Annotated in this window: 18 protein-coding genes; 8 read left to right on the forward strand and 10 right to left on the reverse strand. The window is 65.4% G+C overall.

Annotation, left to right across the window (positions count from 1 at the left end; genetic code table 11):
* Positions 1-82: 82 nt before the first annotated feature.
* From argJ to mutT, 3 genes are all read left to right on the forward strand, one after another.
* Positions 83-1,333 (forward strand): bifunctional glutamate N-acetyltransferase/amino-acid acetyltransferase ArgJ, encoded by a 1,251-nt coding sequence (gene argJ, locus AB4118_RS00380; RefSeq protein WP_441487862.1) that lies wholly within the window; start codon positions 83-85, stop codon positions 1,331-1,333.
* Complete coding sequence (locus AB4118_RS00385) at positions 1,314-2,240, forward strand: DMT family transporter (protein WP_441487863.1); 927 nt, start codon at positions 1,314-1,316, stop codon at positions 2,238-2,240. Before argJ ends, AB4118_RS00385 begins: the two co-directional genes overlap by 20 nt.
* A gap of 172 nt (positions 2,241-2,412) precedes the next feature.
* Positions 2,413-2,817: an 8-oxo-dGTP diphosphatase MutT gene (mutT, locus tag AB4118_RS00390; RefSeq protein ID WP_069879059.1), complete on the forward strand. Its 405-nt coding sequence runs from the start codon at positions 2,413-2,415 to the stop codon at positions 2,815-2,817.
* A 19-nt stretch (positions 2,818-2,836) separates the two neighbouring features.
* Here the strand turns inward: mutT and AB4118_RS00395 are convergent, their stop codons facing one another.
* From AB4118_RS00395 to AB4118_RS00430, 8 genes are all read right to left on the reverse strand, one after another.
* The gene (locus tag AB4118_RS00395) at positions 2,837-3,265 is read right to left on the reverse strand and encodes a GNAT family acetyltransferase (protein ID WP_441487864.1); all 429 of its coding nucleotides are present in this window, start codon (positions 3,263-3,265) and stop codon (positions 2,837-2,839) included.
* A gap of 84 nt (positions 3,266-3,349) precedes the next feature.
* On the reverse strand, positions 3,350-3,634 hold the full coding sequence (locus AB4118_RS00400) for a hypothetical protein (protein WP_441487865.1): 285 nt from the start codon (positions 3,632-3,634) through the stop codon (positions 3,350-3,352).
* Positions 3,635-3,637: 3 nt separating this feature from the next.
* Positions 3,638-4,645, reverse strand: a complete 1,008-nt coding sequence (locus AB4118_RS00405) for a WD40 repeat domain-containing protein (RefSeq protein ID WP_441487866.1) — start codon at positions 4,643-4,645, stop codon at positions 3,638-3,640.
* A 14-nt stretch (positions 4,646-4,659) separates the two neighbouring features.
* Positions 4,660-5,622: a CobW family GTP-binding protein gene (locus AB4118_RS00410; RefSeq protein WP_069879062.1), complete on the reverse strand. Its 963-nt coding sequence runs from the start codon at positions 5,620-5,622 to the stop codon at positions 4,660-4,662.
* A 42-nt stretch (positions 5,623-5,664) separates the two neighbouring features.
* Positions 5,665-6,606: a metal ABC transporter substrate-binding protein gene (locus tag AB4118_RS00415; protein WP_441487867.1), complete on the reverse strand. Its 942-nt coding sequence runs from the start codon at positions 6,604-6,606 to the stop codon at positions 5,665-5,667.
* Between the two features lie 37 nt (positions 6,607-6,643).
* The gene (locus AB4118_RS00420; protein ID WP_441487868.1) at positions 6,644-7,519 is read right to left on the reverse strand and encodes a metal ABC transporter permease; all 876 of its coding nucleotides are present in this window, start codon (positions 7,517-7,519) and stop codon (positions 6,644-6,646) included.
* Between the two features lie 24 nt (positions 7,520-7,543).
* Entirely contained in the window at positions 7,544-8,278 is a 735-nt protein-coding gene (aztA, locus tag AB4118_RS00425) for a zinc ABC transporter ATP-binding protein AztA (protein WP_441487869.1), read from the reverse strand.
* 15 nt (positions 8,279-8,293) lie between these two features.
* Complete coding sequence (locus tag AB4118_RS00430) at positions 8,294-8,443, reverse strand: hypothetical protein (protein ID WP_176733310.1); 150 nt, start codon at positions 8,441-8,443, stop codon at positions 8,294-8,296.
* Between the two features lie 115 nt (positions 8,444-8,558).
* Here AB4118_RS00430 and AB4118_RS00435 point away from each other — a divergent pair, with 115 nt between their 5' ends.
* Entirely contained in the window at positions 8,559-8,822 is a 264-nt protein-coding gene (locus tag AB4118_RS00435) for a hypothetical protein (protein ID WP_141740062.1), read from the forward strand.
* Positions 8,823-8,834: 12 nt separating this feature from the next.
* Here AB4118_RS00435 and AB4118_RS00440 read toward each other — a convergent pair whose 3' ends face one another.
* Complete coding sequence (locus tag AB4118_RS00440; RefSeq protein WP_441487870.1) at positions 8,835-10,454, reverse strand: OpgD/OpgG family glucan biosynthesis protein; 1,620 nt, start codon at positions 10,452-10,454, stop codon at positions 8,835-8,837.
* Between the two features lie 240 nt (positions 10,455-10,694).
* On the opposite strand from AB4118_RS00440, the gene AB4118_RS00445 reads away from it, so the two are divergent.
* The 3 genes from AB4118_RS00445 (at position 10,695) to AB4118_RS00455 (ending at position 14,250) form a co-directional block, all read left to right on the forward strand.
* Entirely contained in the window at positions 10,695-11,663 is a 969-nt protein-coding gene (locus AB4118_RS00445) for a TAXI family TRAP transporter solute-binding subunit (protein WP_441487871.1), read from the forward strand.
* 86 nt (positions 11,664-11,749) lie between these two features.
* Positions 11,750-13,888: a TRAP transporter permease gene (locus tag AB4118_RS00450; protein WP_441487872.1), complete on the forward strand. Its 2,139-nt coding sequence runs from the start codon at positions 11,750-11,752 to the stop codon at positions 13,886-13,888.
* Entirely contained in the window at positions 13,885-14,250 is a 366-nt protein-coding gene (locus tag AB4118_RS00455) for a DUF1850 domain-containing protein (protein ID WP_441487873.1), read from the forward strand. Before AB4118_RS00450 ends, AB4118_RS00455 begins: the two co-directional genes overlap by 4 nt.
* Before the next feature lie 16 nt (positions 14,251-14,266).
* Here AB4118_RS00455 and AB4118_RS00460 read toward each other — a convergent pair whose 3' ends face one another.
* Positions 14,267-14,506 (reverse strand): hypothetical protein, encoded by a 240-nt coding sequence (locus AB4118_RS00460; protein ID WP_441487874.1) that lies wholly within the window; start codon positions 14,504-14,506, stop codon positions 14,267-14,269.
* A 113-nt stretch (positions 14,507-14,619) separates the two neighbouring features.
* Between AB4118_RS00460 and AB4118_RS00465 the strand changes: the two genes are divergently transcribed.
* Positions 14,620-16,209, forward strand: coding sequence for a gamma-glutamyltransferase family protein (locus AB4118_RS00465; protein WP_441487875.1), 1,590 nt, complete (start codon positions 14,620-14,622; stop codon positions 16,207-16,209).
* Positions 16,210-16,212 lie beyond the last annotated feature (3 nt).

The following is a 16,212-nucleotide window of genomic DNA, read 5'->3' on the forward strand; positions in this document are numbered from 1 at the left end:
GCGTTTGGGCTCTGCATTTCCAACTCTTGTCTTCCGTCCGCTGCTGCGGCACATCGGACGCCTCGTTTCAGGAGATGCTTCGATGGCTGGCAAGGATGTTCCCGTTTCCCCGCTCGCGCCGAAACGCCAGCCCAAGGTCCCGGCCGTGCCGGGCGTGCGTTTTGCCACCGCCGAAGCGGGCATTCGCTACAAGGGGCGGACAGATGTGGTCTTCATGCTGCTCGACGAGGGTACGCAGGCCGCCGGTGTCTTCACCCGCTCGAAATGCCCCTCCGCGCCGGTCGACTGGTGCCGTGAGAACCTGGCGCAAGGCAAGGCGCGGGCGATCGTCGTCAATTCCGGCAACGCCAATGCCTTTACCGGCCTCAAGGGCCGCGATTCCGTCAAGCTGACCGCCGAGATCGCCGCCAAGGCGGCCGGCTGCAAGCCGCAGGAGGTTTTCATCGCCTCCACAGGCGTGATCGGCGAGCCGCTGGATGCGACGAAGTTCGAGGGCGTCCTGAAGGACTGCGCCTCCCGCGCGGCGGACGGCCCGTGGATCGATGCGGCCAAGGCGATCATGACCACCGACACCTTCCCCAAGGCGCTCTCGCGTAAGGCGAAGATCGACGGGCATGAGGTGGTCATCGCCGGCATTGCCAAGGGCGCCGGCATGATCGCGCCCGACATGGCGACGATGCTCTCCTTCGTCTTCACCGACGCGCCGATTGCCGCGCCGGTGTTGCAGGCGCTGCTTTCCAAGGGCGTCAAGGGTTCATTCAATGCCGTCACGGTCGACAGCGACACCTCGACCTCCGACACGCTGATGCTGTTCGCCACGGGGAAGGCGGCGGCGCGCGGCGTGCCGGAGATCACCGAGGTCAATGATGCACGCCTCTCCGGCTTCAAGCGTGCGCTCAATGCATTGCTTCTCGAGCTGTCCCATCTCGTCTGCAAGGACGGCGAAGGTGCGCGGAAATTCGTCGAGGTGCGGGTCACCGGTGCCACCTCCGCGCGCTCTGCCAAGCGCGTTGCGCTCTCGATCGCGAATTCGCCGCTGGTCAAGACGGCGATCGCCGGCGAGGACGCCAATTGGGGCCGCGTCGTCATGGCCGTCGGCAAGGCCGGCGAGCCGGCCGATCGCGACAGGCTCGACATCTCCTTCGGCGACATCACGGTCGCGAAGCAGGGCGCCCGTGCGCCGTCCTATGACGAGACCGCCGTCTCCGACTACATGAAGGGCGACGACATCGTCATCACGGCCGATCTCGGGCTGGGCCGGGGCAAGTCCACCGTCTGGACCTGCGATCTCACCAAGGCCTATGTCGAGATCAATGGCGATTATCGCTCCTGAGGCGACCGCTCCGGCTGAACCCAGCCGGAGCTTCATCGTCGGCAATCTGTTCCTCTGCTCGTTCTTCTGGGGCTGCAGCTTCCTGTTCATCAAGCTGATGAGCGGCGAGGTGCCGCCGCTGGCCGTCGCGGCGGGGCGCGGTCTGCTCGGGGCGACAGCGCTGGCCCTTTGGGTGAGCTTTCTCGGGCAGAGCCCATTGCCCCGGCGGCATGAACTCCGGCACTGGCTCGTGCTCGGCACCACCAATGGCTGGGTGCCAAATGTGCTCGTCGCCTATGCGCTGACGCAACTCGCCAGCGGGCCTGCGGCGATGATCCAGGCCGCCGGTCCGCTGGTGACCGCGATCTTCGCGCATTTTCTCTTTGCGGAGGAGCGGCTTTCCGGCCGCCGTGTCCTTGGCGTCCTGCTCGGGATGGTCGGCGTCGCGATCCTGATCGGCCCCCGCCTGGTCGCAGGCGGCGCGACTGCCTATGGCGTCGCCGCCATGGTCGGTGTGATGCTGGCCTATGCTGCCGGGAATCTCTATGTCCGTGCCGTGCCTGCCCCGGCCGGAAATCCCGCGCGCCTCGCGCTCGGCCAGCAGGTCGTCTCCGGGATTGTCGCGCTTGGGCTGACACTCGTCTTCATCGGGCCCGCCGGACTGCTTCCGATCCAGAATCACCTGCCTGTCATGCTAGCGCTCGGAGTCGCCTCGACGGCGGTCCCGATGGCGATCTTCATGAAGCTGATCCGTGCGGCGGGGCCGACGCGGGCGGCGATGACCGGCTATCTCGTTCCCACCGTCGCGACCGTCATGGGTGTGCTCATCCTTGGTGAAGCACTGGAGCTGCGGCAGCTCGTCGGGGGCTGCATCATCCTCGTCGGGGTGTTTCTGGTCTCGACGGCACGACGGGTGAGGGAGGCCTGAGCCGCACCCGGGGGCGGCGCTTGCCTTGCTCCTCGGGGCCGAGCGTCCTCGCGAAGGAGATCCGGCCGCGAGGCGGATGCGCTCACCGGAACAGACGGTTCGGCCTATGACGCGGCCACCGTTGACGGTAAGGAGCGTGAGCCATCACCTCCTCTCCAGGACCTGAGCCTTCGTGAAACTGCTTCTCGTTGTTGCCTGTGCACTGATCGATACCGACAACCGCGTTCTCGTCACGCAGCGTCCGGAGGGCAAGTCGCTTGCCGGACTGTGGGAATTCCCCGGCGGCAAGCTCGAAGCGGGGGAGCGGCCGGAGCCGGCGCTGATCCGCGAGCTGTCTGAGGAACTCGGAATCAGCGTGAAAGAGGACTGCCTGGCGCCCCTGACCTTCGCGAGCTACGCCTATCCGGAATTCCACCTGCTGATGCCGCTCTATATCTGCCGGCGTTGGGAAGGTGCGGTCGTCTCGGCAGAAGGTCAGGCGCTGAAATGGGTGCGGCCCGGCAAGCTGCGGGATCTCGCCATGCCGCCGGCCGACGAGCCGCTGATCCCGCACCTGATTGATCTCTTGGGGGCGTGACGGGCTGTTCGAGGCCGCTTCAGGCCCGGGAGAGGACCTTCTGGAAACAGGTCGACTGCGTGTCGGTATAGCCGAGGTGCTCGTAGAACTGCTTGACCCTGGCGTTGTCGCCGCGGACGAGCAGGTTCAGCTTCCACACCCCACGTTCGGCGAGCCAGTGCTCGGCCGCGTCCATGATGCGGCGGCCAAGGCCCTGGCCCTGATGCTCCGGATCAGCCGCGACGTAGTAGACCCAGCCGCGATGTCCATCCTCGCCGACCATCACCGTTGCGACGATCGTGCCGTCCAGCACTGCGACCAGGACGGTCGAGTGCGAATCACGGCGAGCAAAGGCGATATCGGTTTCAGGGTCGTTCCAGGGGCGCGCGACGCCGGCGGCGCGCCAGAGAGCGCTGACCTGTTCGACGTCATCATCGCCGATATCGCGGATCAAGAGTGAGTCCGTCACGCGCTACCCCTCGGTTCAGGCACTTGGCTCTCGTGTCTGCATCGGCTTTCCGGAAAACCGCAATCGACCTTTCGGGCCGATGCTTTAGCGATCCGCGACCAATTCCAACGTCACGATCAAGGCCTCCCGCGTCAGCTCCGCCATTGGCATCTGCGCCTTGTAGGCCCTGGTCTTCTCACCGGGGTTCATCACCAGGATCACCGTCTCGGTGCCGGGGCAGGCGGGGTCTGCACAGAGGATCTCGTTGACGGCGATCGCGGCCCGCTCCGGCAGGCCGAGGAGGTCCCGGGTCTCGGCCTTGATCCGGGTGGCCGCTTCCGAAGCGACGGCCTTGCCCGCAGGGTCCTTGCCGAAGAGGCCGAAGCGCATCGCTCAGGTCGGCAGGGTCAGGATGCCGGCCGCACCATCCTCGGCGCCGAAAGCGAGGCGCTTGCCAAGCTTGTCCCAGGCGAAGGCCGTGATACCGCTGGCCTTGAGCGGAGGGCGCACCAGCAGCTCGGAGGCATCGGTCAGCCGGACCAGCAGGATGCAGCCATCGTCATAGCCGACGGCCAGCACGAGCGCCTTGGGGTGGAAGGCGACGCGGGTGACCTTGGCATGGCGCGCGCCGCACTCGCGCGGGGCCTTGCCCGTCGGGCCTTCGCCCTGGAAGGGCCAGATGATGGCCGCATCCGCGCCGCTGGAGGCGAGCCAGAGCCCATCATGCGACCAGGACAGCGAGCGTGGCTTTGCCGGATAGCCTGTCATGCGCATATGCGTCGGCTTGTCGCCGAGGCGCCAGCCATGCAGCGCGTTCTCCTGCATCGACGAGACGACGAAGCGGCCGTCGGCGGACCAGGTCACGTCGAGATGCGACCCCTTCCATTCCAGGAATTCAGGCTTTGCTTCGGTGTTCGGATACCAGAGCGAGACGCCGTTCATCTGCGCGACGGCGAGCCTGTACCCCTTAGGTGCAAAGACGAGGCCCTGCGGTGTCGAGGCGAAGTCGAAGGACCGGAGCTTGCCCTTGTCGTCGCGGGCATGGACGGTCTTTCCGGTGTTCCAGGCGATGGCACCCGAGCCTGAGAACGTCACGGCATCGATCCAGCGCCGCTTGGGATCACGGTCGATCTCGACCGGCTCACCCTCGGCCGCCGTGGCGACGACACGTCCGTCATCGCCGCCGCTGATCAGGCGCTCGCCATCGGAGCAGGCGGAGAGGATACCGCCAGCATGGGCGTCAATGCTCTCGGCCTCACCGTCACGCCAGCGCAGCACGCGCCCGTCGGCGAGCGCGAACACCAGCGTCTGCTTGAGCCATGAAGCCGAGACGACATGCTCGCCGGCCGTGACCGGGACGACATGCTCGCGGAGCGAAACGGGTTTTGTCTGCGTGTCCATGGCGTGGCTTTAGCTCACGCCGCGCAGGCCATAAACCCCTTGCGCAACTCGTTCTCGTCGAGATCGCGGCCGATGAAGACGAGACGCGATTCACGCTTCTCGTCTGCCTTCCAGTCACGCTGCAGATCGCCGTCGAGAATCATGTGCACGCCCTGGAAAACGAAGCGGCGCGGCTCGTTCTTGAAGGACAGGATGCCCTTGGAGCGCAGGATGTTCGGACCCTGCGCCTGAGAGATGTCGTTGATCCACGGCATGAATTTGTCGGGATCGACATCGCCGGGGATCGTGAACGACATCGAGCGCACATCATCGGAATGATGATGGTGATGGCCGGACTCGAGAAAGTCGGGCTCGATGTCGAGAATCCGATCGAGATCGAAGGCGTTGCGGTCGAGCAGTTTGTCGATCGCGACGTCGCAGCGGGTCGCCTTGTGCAGCTTGGCATAGGGGTTGATCGCGCGGATCGCCGCCTCGACCCCGGCCAGTTCCTCGGCCGTGACCAGATCGGTCTTGTTGAGAATGATGACGTCGGCAAAGGCGATCTGGTTCTTTGCCTCGGGAGCATCCTTCAGGCGGTCCTTCAGCCATTTGGCGTCGGTCACGGTGACGACGGCGTCGAGCTTGGTCGCATCGCCGACATCCTGGTCGACGAAGAAGGTCTGTGCGACGGGAGCCGGGTCGGCGAGGCCGGTGGTCTCGACGATGATCGCGTCGAACTTGCCCTTGCGCTTCATCAGCCCGTCGAGGATGCGGATCAGGTCGCCGCGGACGGTGCAGCAGATGCAACCGTTGTTCATCTCGAAGACTTCCTCGTCGGCGCCGACGACGAGGTCGCCATCGATGCCGGCCTCGCCGAACTCGTTGACGATCACGGCGAACTTCTTGCCGTGGTCTTCGGTGAGGATGCGGTTGAGGAGCGTGGTCTTGCCGGCTCCGAGATAGCCGGTGAGCACGGTAACGGGGATCTTTTCAGACATGGGACGACCTGATTGCTGCCGAGTGCCGCTCGTCAGCGCAGCTTACGCTGCGCCTGTGCCGAGCGCCTTTTCGATCTGCCTTATATTGTGTCGCATCATCTCGATGTAAGTCCCGGCAGGGCCGGATGCGGTCGAGAGTGCATCGGAGTAGAGCCGGCCGCCGATCTTGGCTCCGGTTTCGCGCGCGATCTGCTCGATCAACCGGGGATTGGTGATATTCTCGAGGAAGACCGCCGGAATTTTCTGCGCCTTAACCTGGCGAATGATGCGCGCCACGTCCCTGGCCGAGGCTTCAGCCTCGGTCGAAACACCCTGTGGCGCCACGAATTCAATGCCATAGGCCCTGACGAAATAACCAAAGGCATCGTGCGACGTGATGGCCTTGCGTCGGTCGACCGGGATGCGGGCTACGGCAGCCTGGATCTCGCCTTGAAGTCCATCGAGCTTGCCGAGATAGGCCGCGGCATTGGCCTCGTAAGCCACCTTGCCGGCAGGGTCGGCCGCGCTCAGCGCATCGCGGATATTCGCGACATAGAGCCTGGCGTTGACGACGCTCTGCCAGGCATGAGGGTCGTCCCCGCCCGCATGATCATGGCCGCCCGACTTGCCGTGGTCATGATCGTCGTCCTGCAGCTTCAGGGGAGAGATTCCCCGCGTCGCCGTCGCGACGGTTGCGCTCGTGCCGGAGGACTTGATCAGCCGGGACAACCAGCCTTCGAATTTGAGCCCGTTGATCAGGACCAGCTTCGCCGCCGCCACGCTCTTCGCATCGGCCGGCGTCGGCGAATAGACATGCGCATCGCCATCAGGGCCGACGAGAATCGTCACCGCGACACGTTCGCCGCCGATCTCCCTGGCGAAGTCGCCAAGGATCGAGAAGCTCGCAACGACCGGCAGTTTCTCCTGGGCACGCGCGATCAGCGGCGCGGCCGAGAGGGCCAGTCCCGCGGTGAGCCCGGCGATGAGGCAACGACGATTCAACATGCGGCTCTCCAGCGAATAATGAAACACTATAACATAACTAACGCTGGAGATGGGACCGAGGCAAGAGCCGGCGTGCGAGCCCGCCCTGCGTGCCGAACAGGAGTGAGCCGAGATAGAGTGCGCCGGCGGACAGGATGACGGCTGGGCCCGCGGGAAGATTGCTGCCGGCCGAGTATGAGACAACCAGCCCGGCATAGCCGGACAGGATACCGAAACCGGAGGCGAGCAGGATCAGGCGCGTGATGTCGGCTGTCCAGAAGCGCGCTGCGGCAGCGGGCAGCATCATCAGGCCGACCGCAAGCAGGGTGCCGAGCGCATGGAAACCGGCGACCAGATTGAGCACGACGAGGCCAAGGAAGGTGAGATGCACGACACCGCCGGAGCGGCTGACCGAGCGCAGGAAGCCCGGATCGACGCATTCGAGCACGAGAGGGCGATAGGCCAAGGCCAGCGTGACCAGGGTCAGTGTCGCGACACTCGAAAGCAGCACCAGCACATCGTCATCCAGCGCCAGCACATTGCCGAACAGGACATGGAAAAGGTCGACCGCCGAGCCGCGCAGCGAGACGATGGTGACGCCGAGCGCCAGTGAGATCAGGTAGAAGGCGGCAAGCGAGGCATCCTCCTTCATCACGGTCAGCCGGGCGACCGCGCCGGCCGCCAGCGCGACGGCAAAGCCGGCGACGAGGCCGCCAATCGTCATGGCTGGCAGCGAGAACCCGGCGACGAGATAGCCGATGGCAGCGCCGGGCAGGATCGCATGTGCCATGGCGTCGCCGGTCAGGCTCATGCGTCGCAGCATCAGGAAGACGCCGATCGGCGCGCCGGAGACGGCGAGCGCGAAGACGCCGACAAGGGCCCGGCGCATGAAGTCGAATTCGGCGAAGGGGCCGATGAAAATATCGTGGAGCATCGGCGTGCCAGGTTTGCGGAAGGTTCAGGCCGCGTCGCGGTCGCAGGCGGGCGCATGGCTGTCGAAAGCCTCGACCATGCGCCGGGCCTTGAGCTGGTTTTCAGGCGTCAGGACGTCGTTGGTCGCGCCCCAGGCGACAGCCTCGCGGGCCAGCAGCAGCGTCTCGGGGAAGGCGCGTTTCACCGTCTCGATATCGTGGAGGACGGCAACCACGGTGCGCGCCTCGCCATGCCAGCGTTGAACCAAGGCGAGCAGATCGGCCGTGGTCCGAGCATCGATGGCGGTGAAGGGTTCGTCGAGCAGAATGATATCGGCGTCCTGCAGCAGCAGGCGGGCGAAGAGCGCGCGCTGCATCTGGCCGCCGGAGAGATTGCCGATGGGTCGGCGCTCGAAGCCGGTCAGGCCTACGGCGGCGATCGCTTCCTCGATCCTGGTCCTCGCTCCGAGGCCGATGCGGCCGAAGATGCCGGCCTTGCCCCACAGCCCCATGGCAACGAGATCGTAGACATGGATTGGGAAGGAACGATCGAGCTCCGCCGATTGCGGGAGATAGGCGAGGCGCTTGCCGCGGGCGAGAGTCAGGTGCCCGTCGAGCGGGGTCAAGGCACCGGCAATGGCCTTCAGCAGCGTCGATTTTCCGGCGCCATTCGGTCCGACGATTGCGGTTAGGCTTCCGGCGGCGATTTCGCCGGAGAGGTGATGAACCGCCGGGTGACGGTCATACCCGAGCGTGAGGTCATCGAGGCGAATGGCGGGCACGAAGGGCAGCTTTCGTCAGGAGATGACTGCAAATGTGGCAAGCCAGAGCAGGGCGATGATGCCGAGCGCGAGCCCGAGCCGACCCGCCGCCGAAAGGCGCAGCAGCGACCAGCCCGGATCTTCCGAGAGGGCAGCGGCTGCGGGGCGGCGATGAGAATGGCTCATGAGTGAATGATATAATGTTACGCGATCTCCGGGGCAAGCGAGATCGCGATTGTTGTCGGCTTCCGGCCGTGGCGTTATCCACCATGGTCAATGGCAGCAGAACCGGAGCGCGCGCGTGAGTGGTGACCGAGTGACCTTCAGAGCCGTCCGTGACGGCGTCGTCACGGAAATTCCCGCCGATGCGATCGAGATCGGCCTGCCTGACGGGCTGAGTTTCCGCATCATGGCCTTTGCTGGCCGCAAGGGGGCCGCGGCGCTGCACATGCCGGCCGATCATCCGGATGCGCCGAGTTTCGACGTGTTCAACGTCGAGCCCGGCGCCGCCAATACCCTGTTTGTGTCAGTGGAGCGGGTGCGCAAACGCCAGATGGAGGGCTGAAGCCGTTCCCGCTCAGAACGGCAGATACTGGTACAGCCAGGTTTCGGTCAGGACGGTGTCGCCGCCGCGCAGGAAGCAGCGCATCTCGACCGGATCCGCTCCCTCGACCGTCAGGTCGAATTGCGCGCGCCAATGGCCGGGCACGTCGTTCGGCACGGCCTCGGCGAAGACATAGGAGAACGAGCCGCGCGAGGCCGAGAGCACGACCTCGGGCTTCACGCCGAAGGGAATGTTCTCCAGCACCGGGCCTTTGAACTCGACCATGAATTTGCGCACGCCCTTCGGCCGGGTGGTCCCGGGCTGGCCGCCATTGCCGAGCCGTGTCGCGACGACGCGGCCGAGCGGCGAGGGGAAGGGCTCGTCCGCGAGCCAATGCAGCTTGTAGTGGAACTCGTAGGCGGCCCCGGCCTTGGCGGGACCCTCGGGCACCCACATCGCGACGATATTGTCGTGGATCTCGTCGTCGGTCGGGATCTCGATGAGCTGAACGGCGCCTTTGCCCCATTGGCCGATCGTCTCGATCCAGAGGCTGGGGCGGCGCTCGTAGAAGACGCCGTCGAGATAGTGACCGACCTCGCGGTCGCGCTGCATCAGGCCGAAACCGCGCGGATTGTTGTCGACGAAGGACGAGGCTGTGGTGCGGCTGGGGTTGTTGAGGGGGCGCCAGGCGCGCTCTCCGGAGCCGGTCCAGAGCGCGAGGCCGTCGGAATCATGCACTTCGGGGCGCCAGTCGACGGCGGTCGATTTCGCGGTCTCCGAATACCAGTACATCGAGGTCAGGGGCGCGATGCCGAGCCGGGCGACGTCATTGCGCAGGAAGATCGCCTTCTCGATCTCCATGTCGACGCCCTTGCCGCGATGCATCCGGAAGCGATAGGCACCGGCGACGCTGGGGCCGGAGAGCAGGGCATAGACAACGACGTACTCGGCCGAGGCCTGCGGCGTCTCCAGCCAGATATGGGTGAAATCCGGAAACTCCTCAGGCTTGCCGCCGACGGCCGGATCGATGGCAAGGCCGCGGGCAGACAGGCCATATTGATAGAGTTCGCCGATGGCGCGGAAATAGGAGGCGCCGAGGAAGGCGACCCAGTCATTCTTCTGCCAGTCGAGCTTCTCGCCCTTGCGGCCGGGATGTCCGGAGCGGCTCTCCTGGAAGCGGAAACCCGCGAAACCCGCTCCCGCCGGCAATTGGCGCGCCGGTGAATCCGCCGGCATCTCGAAATAGCTCTCGTCATAGACGATTTCGCGCGCCTTGCCGCTGTCCAGGACATGCATGCGCACCGGCTTCTGGAAGTAGCGGCCGAGATGGAAGAAGGTCACCGGCCAGGGCGAGGGACCGTTCGCCCACAAGGCCATCTCCGGCTTGAATTTGATCTTGCCATGGGCGTCGTAATCGATCCGCTCCAGGATATCGGCGCGCGGCGGCGGGGGCGGCGCATAAGGCTTGTTCGCGAGGTCGCGGGCGCGCGCCTTCAGCCCTTCGAAGCTGAACGCCTCAGCCTCGCCGAGCTTCAGCCCCTGCTGCGCCAGGGCTGCCGGTGCGAAGCCGAGCGCGGCGAGCGCCGCCGTGGCGCTTGCGCCGGCGAGCAGCGTGCGGCGGTCCAGGGAAGGCGATTTCGTGCGGGCTTGCATGGTTGGACGGATCTCGGAACGCTTCTGAGGGAATATTGTCCGGGCTAACCTGTCCAAAGGGCAAGGGCAACCAGGCTCGGGAGCCTGCCGGATGCACCGGAAAAATGGCGAAAGCGTCACGGGCGCGCGGCGGAGCTGCCCCGGCAATGCATTTCCTGGGCTTTCCTTGTCTCAACGGGCCGTTCTACAAGGGTTAAAGCCCGGCCGCTCGTGCTGGGAACTAAGGTTCTGGGAGGATCCATGAAGACGCTGTTTCGCGGCCGGTCTCTGGCCGGTATCGCTACCGCCTTGCTGATCGCCGCTGCTCCTGCGGGCGCTCGCGCGCAAGAGTTCGTCAACGTGCTGACCGGAGGCACCTCCGGCGTCTATTATCCGATGGGCGTTGCCCTCTCGAAGATCTACGGCGAGAAGATTCCGGGCACCCGCCCGACGGTGCAGGCGACCAAGGCATCAGTCGAGAACCTCGTGCTCCTGCAGCAGGGGCGTGGCGAACTCGCCTTCACGCTCGGCGATTCCCTCGATGCGGCCTGGAAGGGCGATGAAGATGCCGGCTTCAAGAGCCCTCTGAAGAAATTGCGCGGCATCACCGCGATCTATCCGAATTTCGTGCAGATCGTCGCGTCCAAGGAAAGCGGCATCAAGACGCTCGCCGATCTCAAGGGCAAGCGGCTTTCGGTGGGAGCCCCGAAATCCGGCACCGAGCTGAATGCGCGCGCGATCCTCGCGGCGGCAGGCCTGGCCTACAAGGACCTTGGCAAGATCGAGTATCTGCCCTTCGCCGAATCGGTCGAGCTGATGAAGAACCGCCAGCTCGACGCGACGCTTCAGTCGGCGGGCCTCGGCGTGGCCTCCATCCGCGATCTCGCATCCTCGGTCGAGATCGTCGTCGTCGAAGTGCCGAAGGCGGTCATCGACAAGGCCGGAGCGCCTTTCGTCAGCGCGACCATTCCCGCCAACACCTATGGCGGCCAGGCGGCCGCGGTGAACACGGCGGCAGTGGTGAACTACCTCGTCACTCATGAGGGGGTGAAGGAGGAGCTCGTCTACCAGATGACGAAGAATATCTTCGATAATCTCGGGGAACTTGGCGCAGCGCACTCGGCCGGCAAGGCGATCAAGCTCGAGAGCGCGCTCGAGGGCATGCCGGTGCCGCTGCATCCGGGCGCGGCGCGCTATCTGAAGGAAAAGGGCCTCAAGGTCGGGTCCTGATCAGCTCTCGCATTTAACTCTCCCGGCGCTGGCCTTCGGGCAGGCGGCGCCGGCGCATGCGCACGCCATTGGGGATATGCGACGCGATGACGAGTCAGACGGACCAACTGCACGCGCTTTCGGGCGCGAGCGAAACGCCGGTCGAGAATGCGGCGCTCGACAATTTCGAGCACGGCTTTCCGCCGGGTTTCGGGCCCGGCCGCTGGGGCTTGCTAGCCTATGCCGTCGCGCTCGCATTCGCCTGTTTCCAGATCGCGATCTCAGCCTGGCATGTGCTGCCGAGCCAGGCGGTGCGCGGCGTCCATGTCGGCTTCCTTCTGCTGCTCAGTTTCGGCCTCGTCGCCAATTTCAAGGCGAAGACCAATGCAGGGCGCTGGGCTGGCTGGGCGCTGGGTGTCATCGGTTTCGGTGTCGGCCTCTATCAGCTCGTCTTCTACGCCGATCTGATCCTGCGCGATGGCGATCCCTCGACCGCCGATCTCGTGGTTGGAACGCTGCTGATCGTTCTCATCTTCGAGGCCGCGCGGCGGCTGATGGGCAATGCCCTGCCGATCATGTGCGGTGTGTGCCTGCTTTACTGGTTCTTCGGCCAGTACCTGCCGTCGCCGCTCAATCATCGCGGCTACGGTTTCGATCAGATCATCGGCCATCTGTCCTTCGGCACTGAGGGGTTCTACGGCGTGCCGACCTATGTGTCGGCGACCTATATCTTCCTCTTCATCGTCTTCGGCTCCTTCCTGGAGAAGGCCGGGATGATCCACCTCTTCAATGACGTTTCGCTTGGGCTCTTCGGCAGCGCGCGTGGGGGCCCCGCCAAGGTCGCGGTGTTCTCCTCCGGCCTGATGGGCATGATCTCGGGCTCGGGTGTCGCGAATGTCGTCACGGTCGGGCAGTTCACGATTCCGCTCATGATCAAGTTCGGCTATCGGCGCGCCTTCGCCGCCGGAGTCGAAGCCACTGCCTCGATGGGCGGGCAGATCATGCCGCCCGTGATGGGGGCGGCCGCCTTCATCATGGCCGAGACGCTGGGCGTGGATTATTCGGAGATCGTCAAGGCCGCAGCAATCCCGGCAGTGCTCTATTTCGCCTCGGCGTTCTGGATGGTGCATCTCGAGGCAGGCAAACACGGCCTCAAAGGCATCGAGCGGCGCTTGCTGCCCAGCCCGCTCAAGGCCCTGCGCGAGCGCTGGTATCTGGCGCTGCCGCTCGCCGTGCTGGTCTTCATGCTGTTCCACGGCTTCACCCCGCTCTTCGCCGGCACGATCGGTCTAGCGCTGACCGTTGGCCTGCTGCTGGGCACCGGTGTCGCGCTCGGGTTCAAGACGATGACGCTGCGGGTGATCTTCTGGGTGGGCCTCGGCCTGATTGCGGGTGCGCTGCTGCGCAACGGGATGGACGTCAGGGTTGTCGCAGGGCTGATCGCCGGTTTGATCGCCCTGAACGCCCTCACCATCGGCGGTCGCGCCACGCTGGTGATCTGCCGCAATGCGCTGGCCGATGCGGCCAAGACCGCGCTGCCTGTTGGCATCGCGTGCGCGATCGTTGGAACCATCATCGGCCTGATGACGCAGACGGGCATCGGCACGACCTTCGGCGCCTGGGTCATCGGGCTCGGCAAGACCAGCCTGTTCCTGGCATTGGTCCTGACGATGATCCTGTCGATCCTGCTCGGCACCGGGATCCCGACGATCCCGACCTACATCATCGTGGCAGCCTTGGCGGCCCCTGCGCTGGAGCAACTCGGCGTACCGCTGATCGTGAGCCACATGTTCGCGTTCTATTACGGCATCATGGCCGATCTCTCGCCGCCCGTGGCCCTGGCGGCGCTCGCGGCAGCGCCGATTGCGAAGGAAAATCCGGACAAGATTGGCTGGGAGGCGATGCGGGTGGCGCTTGCGGGCTACGTCATCCCCTTCATCGCGGTCTATTCGCCGGCACTGATGCTGCAACAGGGCGATCCGATGTCGGCCGTGATCGGCTTCTGGCCTTCGGTGATCTACGCCGTTTTCAAGGCCAGCGTCGCCATCGGTCTCTTCGGGATCGTTGCCATCGGCTATCTGTTCGACCGTCTCAACGTGACGGAACGCATCCTCGCCTTCGTGGCTGCGGTGTTCCTGTTCGGAGAGTTCGCCTATAGCGACGCGCTCGGCTATCTGCTCGCTGCCGCGTTGGTTGCACGCCACTGGAGGGAGACGCGCGGCCAGCGGGCGAGCAGCACAGCGTGAGCCTGTGCCTGGCGGCCGGCGCACTCGTCGTCGCGCTCGGCGCCGACGAGATCACGCTCGGCTGGCGGCATTCGGTACAGAAGACGCTGTGGGAAGAGGTCTGGAGGGAGACGCCAGACGGTCTGCGGCTCGTCGAGGCCCGCATCGAAGGATCAGGAGCCGGCATGGACCCGCCCGACGGCGCGAGATTGCGCGACGGCTTCTGGCGCTGGACACCGGCCTTGCCGGCACTCCCCGAGGTCGTGATGCGGCGCTCGGGCGCGACGGCGGACTGGACGATCTGTGTCGGGGCAGCTTGCCGGCCAATGGGCAGCTATCTGCCCGAAGAGGCCGATCCGGTCGTTCTCAAACCCTGCGGCTGAGGCCGTGTGGCTGAGTTCAGTGGCGCTCGCCGATATGCTCGAACTTGAACACGCGACGCATGAAGGCGAGCATCCCGTAGGCCGCGAAGCCCGAGAACAGAGCCATCAGAATATAGCCGACGATATGGCCGAGCTCGAAAAGCCCGGCGAGGGCCCAGCCCGATGCCAGCGCGACGCCGAAGAGTTCGACAGCGATCAGGATGCCCAGCGAGATCACCATGATCAGGGTACGCCAGGTGCCACGCTCTTCAGCCATGTTCGTTCCTTGAGAATTCATGCGCGCTACGACCTAGCCGACGCGCTGCCGGCATGCAACAAAATCGCGCCACTCGGCAAATGGTTGCTCCCCGCTGGATTGAAAACCCCTCGATGATCGATACGCCTGTTTTCTCGACCGGGGCCGCTGCTGCGCCGCATCGTCTTGCTTCGGAAGCCGGACGCGCTGTTCTCGCCGAGGGGGGCAATGCGATCGAGGCCATGGTGGCGATGGCGGCGACCATTGCCGTGGTCTACCCGCATATGAACGCCATCGGCGGCGACGGATTCTGGCTGGTGCACGAGCCTGGCGGCAAGGTGCATGCGATCGAGGCCTGCGGCCCGGCGGGCGCATTGGCGACAATCGAACGCTATCGCGAGAAGGGACATGACAGCATCCCCTCGCGCGGCGCCGATGCGGCGGTGACGGTTGCCGGTGCGGTCGGCGGTTGGCAGGCCGCTCTGGAGCTGGCGAAGGCACTCGGCGGGAAAATGCCGGTGCGCGATCTGCTCGCCGATGCGATCACTCATTGCGACGCCGGTTATGCCGTCTCGGATTCGGAGTTGCGGACCTGGCCGCAGGAGGCCGAGGCCACCAAGCTTGCACCGGGTTTCTCGAGTTTCTTCTGGCCGGGCGGCGAACGGCCGACAGCCGGTGCGCGCCGGAAGCCGGACGCGCTCGGCGGGACCTTCAAGCAGCTTGCCGATGCCGGGCTCGATGATTTCTACCGCGGCGATATCGGTAGGGAGATCGGCGCCGATCTCGATGCGATCGGCGCGCCGGTTACGCGGGCGGATCTCGCGGGCTTCAAGGCGCGCATGGTGCAGCCGCTGTCGCTGAAGCTGCCGGGTCTGACCGTCTATAACTTCCCGCCTCCGACCCAGGGGCTCGCCTCGCTGTTGATCCTCGGCATCTTCGAGAAGCTCGGCGTGACGCGGGCGGAGGGTTTTGACCATCATCACGGGCTGGTCGAAGCGACCAAGCGAGCCTTTGCCATCCGCGATCGGCAGATCACCGATCCGGCCCACATGAAGGCGGATCCTGCGAGCTTCCTCACGGATCCGGTCCTCGCCCGCGAGGCGGCGGCGATCGATCGCAAGCGGGCCGCGAGCTGGCCCTTCGCGCCGCGCGAGGGCGACACGGTCTGGATGGGCGCGATCGACGGCAACGGGCTCGCCGTCTCCTATATCCAATCGATCTATTGGGAATATGGCTCGGGATGCGTCCTGCCCAAGACCGGCATCCACTGGCAGAATCGCGGCGTCTCCTTCTCGCTCGACAAGGCCGCGCTGAATCCGCTGGCGCCGGGCCGCAAGCCCTTCCACACGTTGAATCCGCCGCTCGCCCGCTTCGATGACGGGCGCGTGGTATCCTATGGCGCGATGGGCGGCGACGGCCAGCCGCAGTTCCAGGCGCAGATCCTGACGCGCTATCGGTTCGGCCAGAATCCCGCGACCGCAGTCGATGCGCCGCGCTGGCTCTTCGGCAAGACCTGGGGTGCCGGTTCGCTTTCGCTCAAGCTGGAAAGCCGGTTCGATCCGATGCTGCTCGCGAGGCTCACTGCCGCCGGCCACCCGGTCGAGGAGTACAGCGAAGCCTATGCCGACAGCTTCGGCCATGCCGGCATGCTGGTGAAACATCAGAAGGGCCATGTCGAAGCGACGCATGATCCGCGCTCCGATGGCGATGCGAGGGGAGTTTGAGCT

Origin of the sequence: Allobosea sp. 2RAB26, assembly GCF_052115465.1 — a bacterium.
In the GTDB taxonomy this organism is placed as follows: Bacteria; Pseudomonadota; Alphaproteobacteria; order Rhizobiales; family Beijerinckiaceae; genus Allobosea.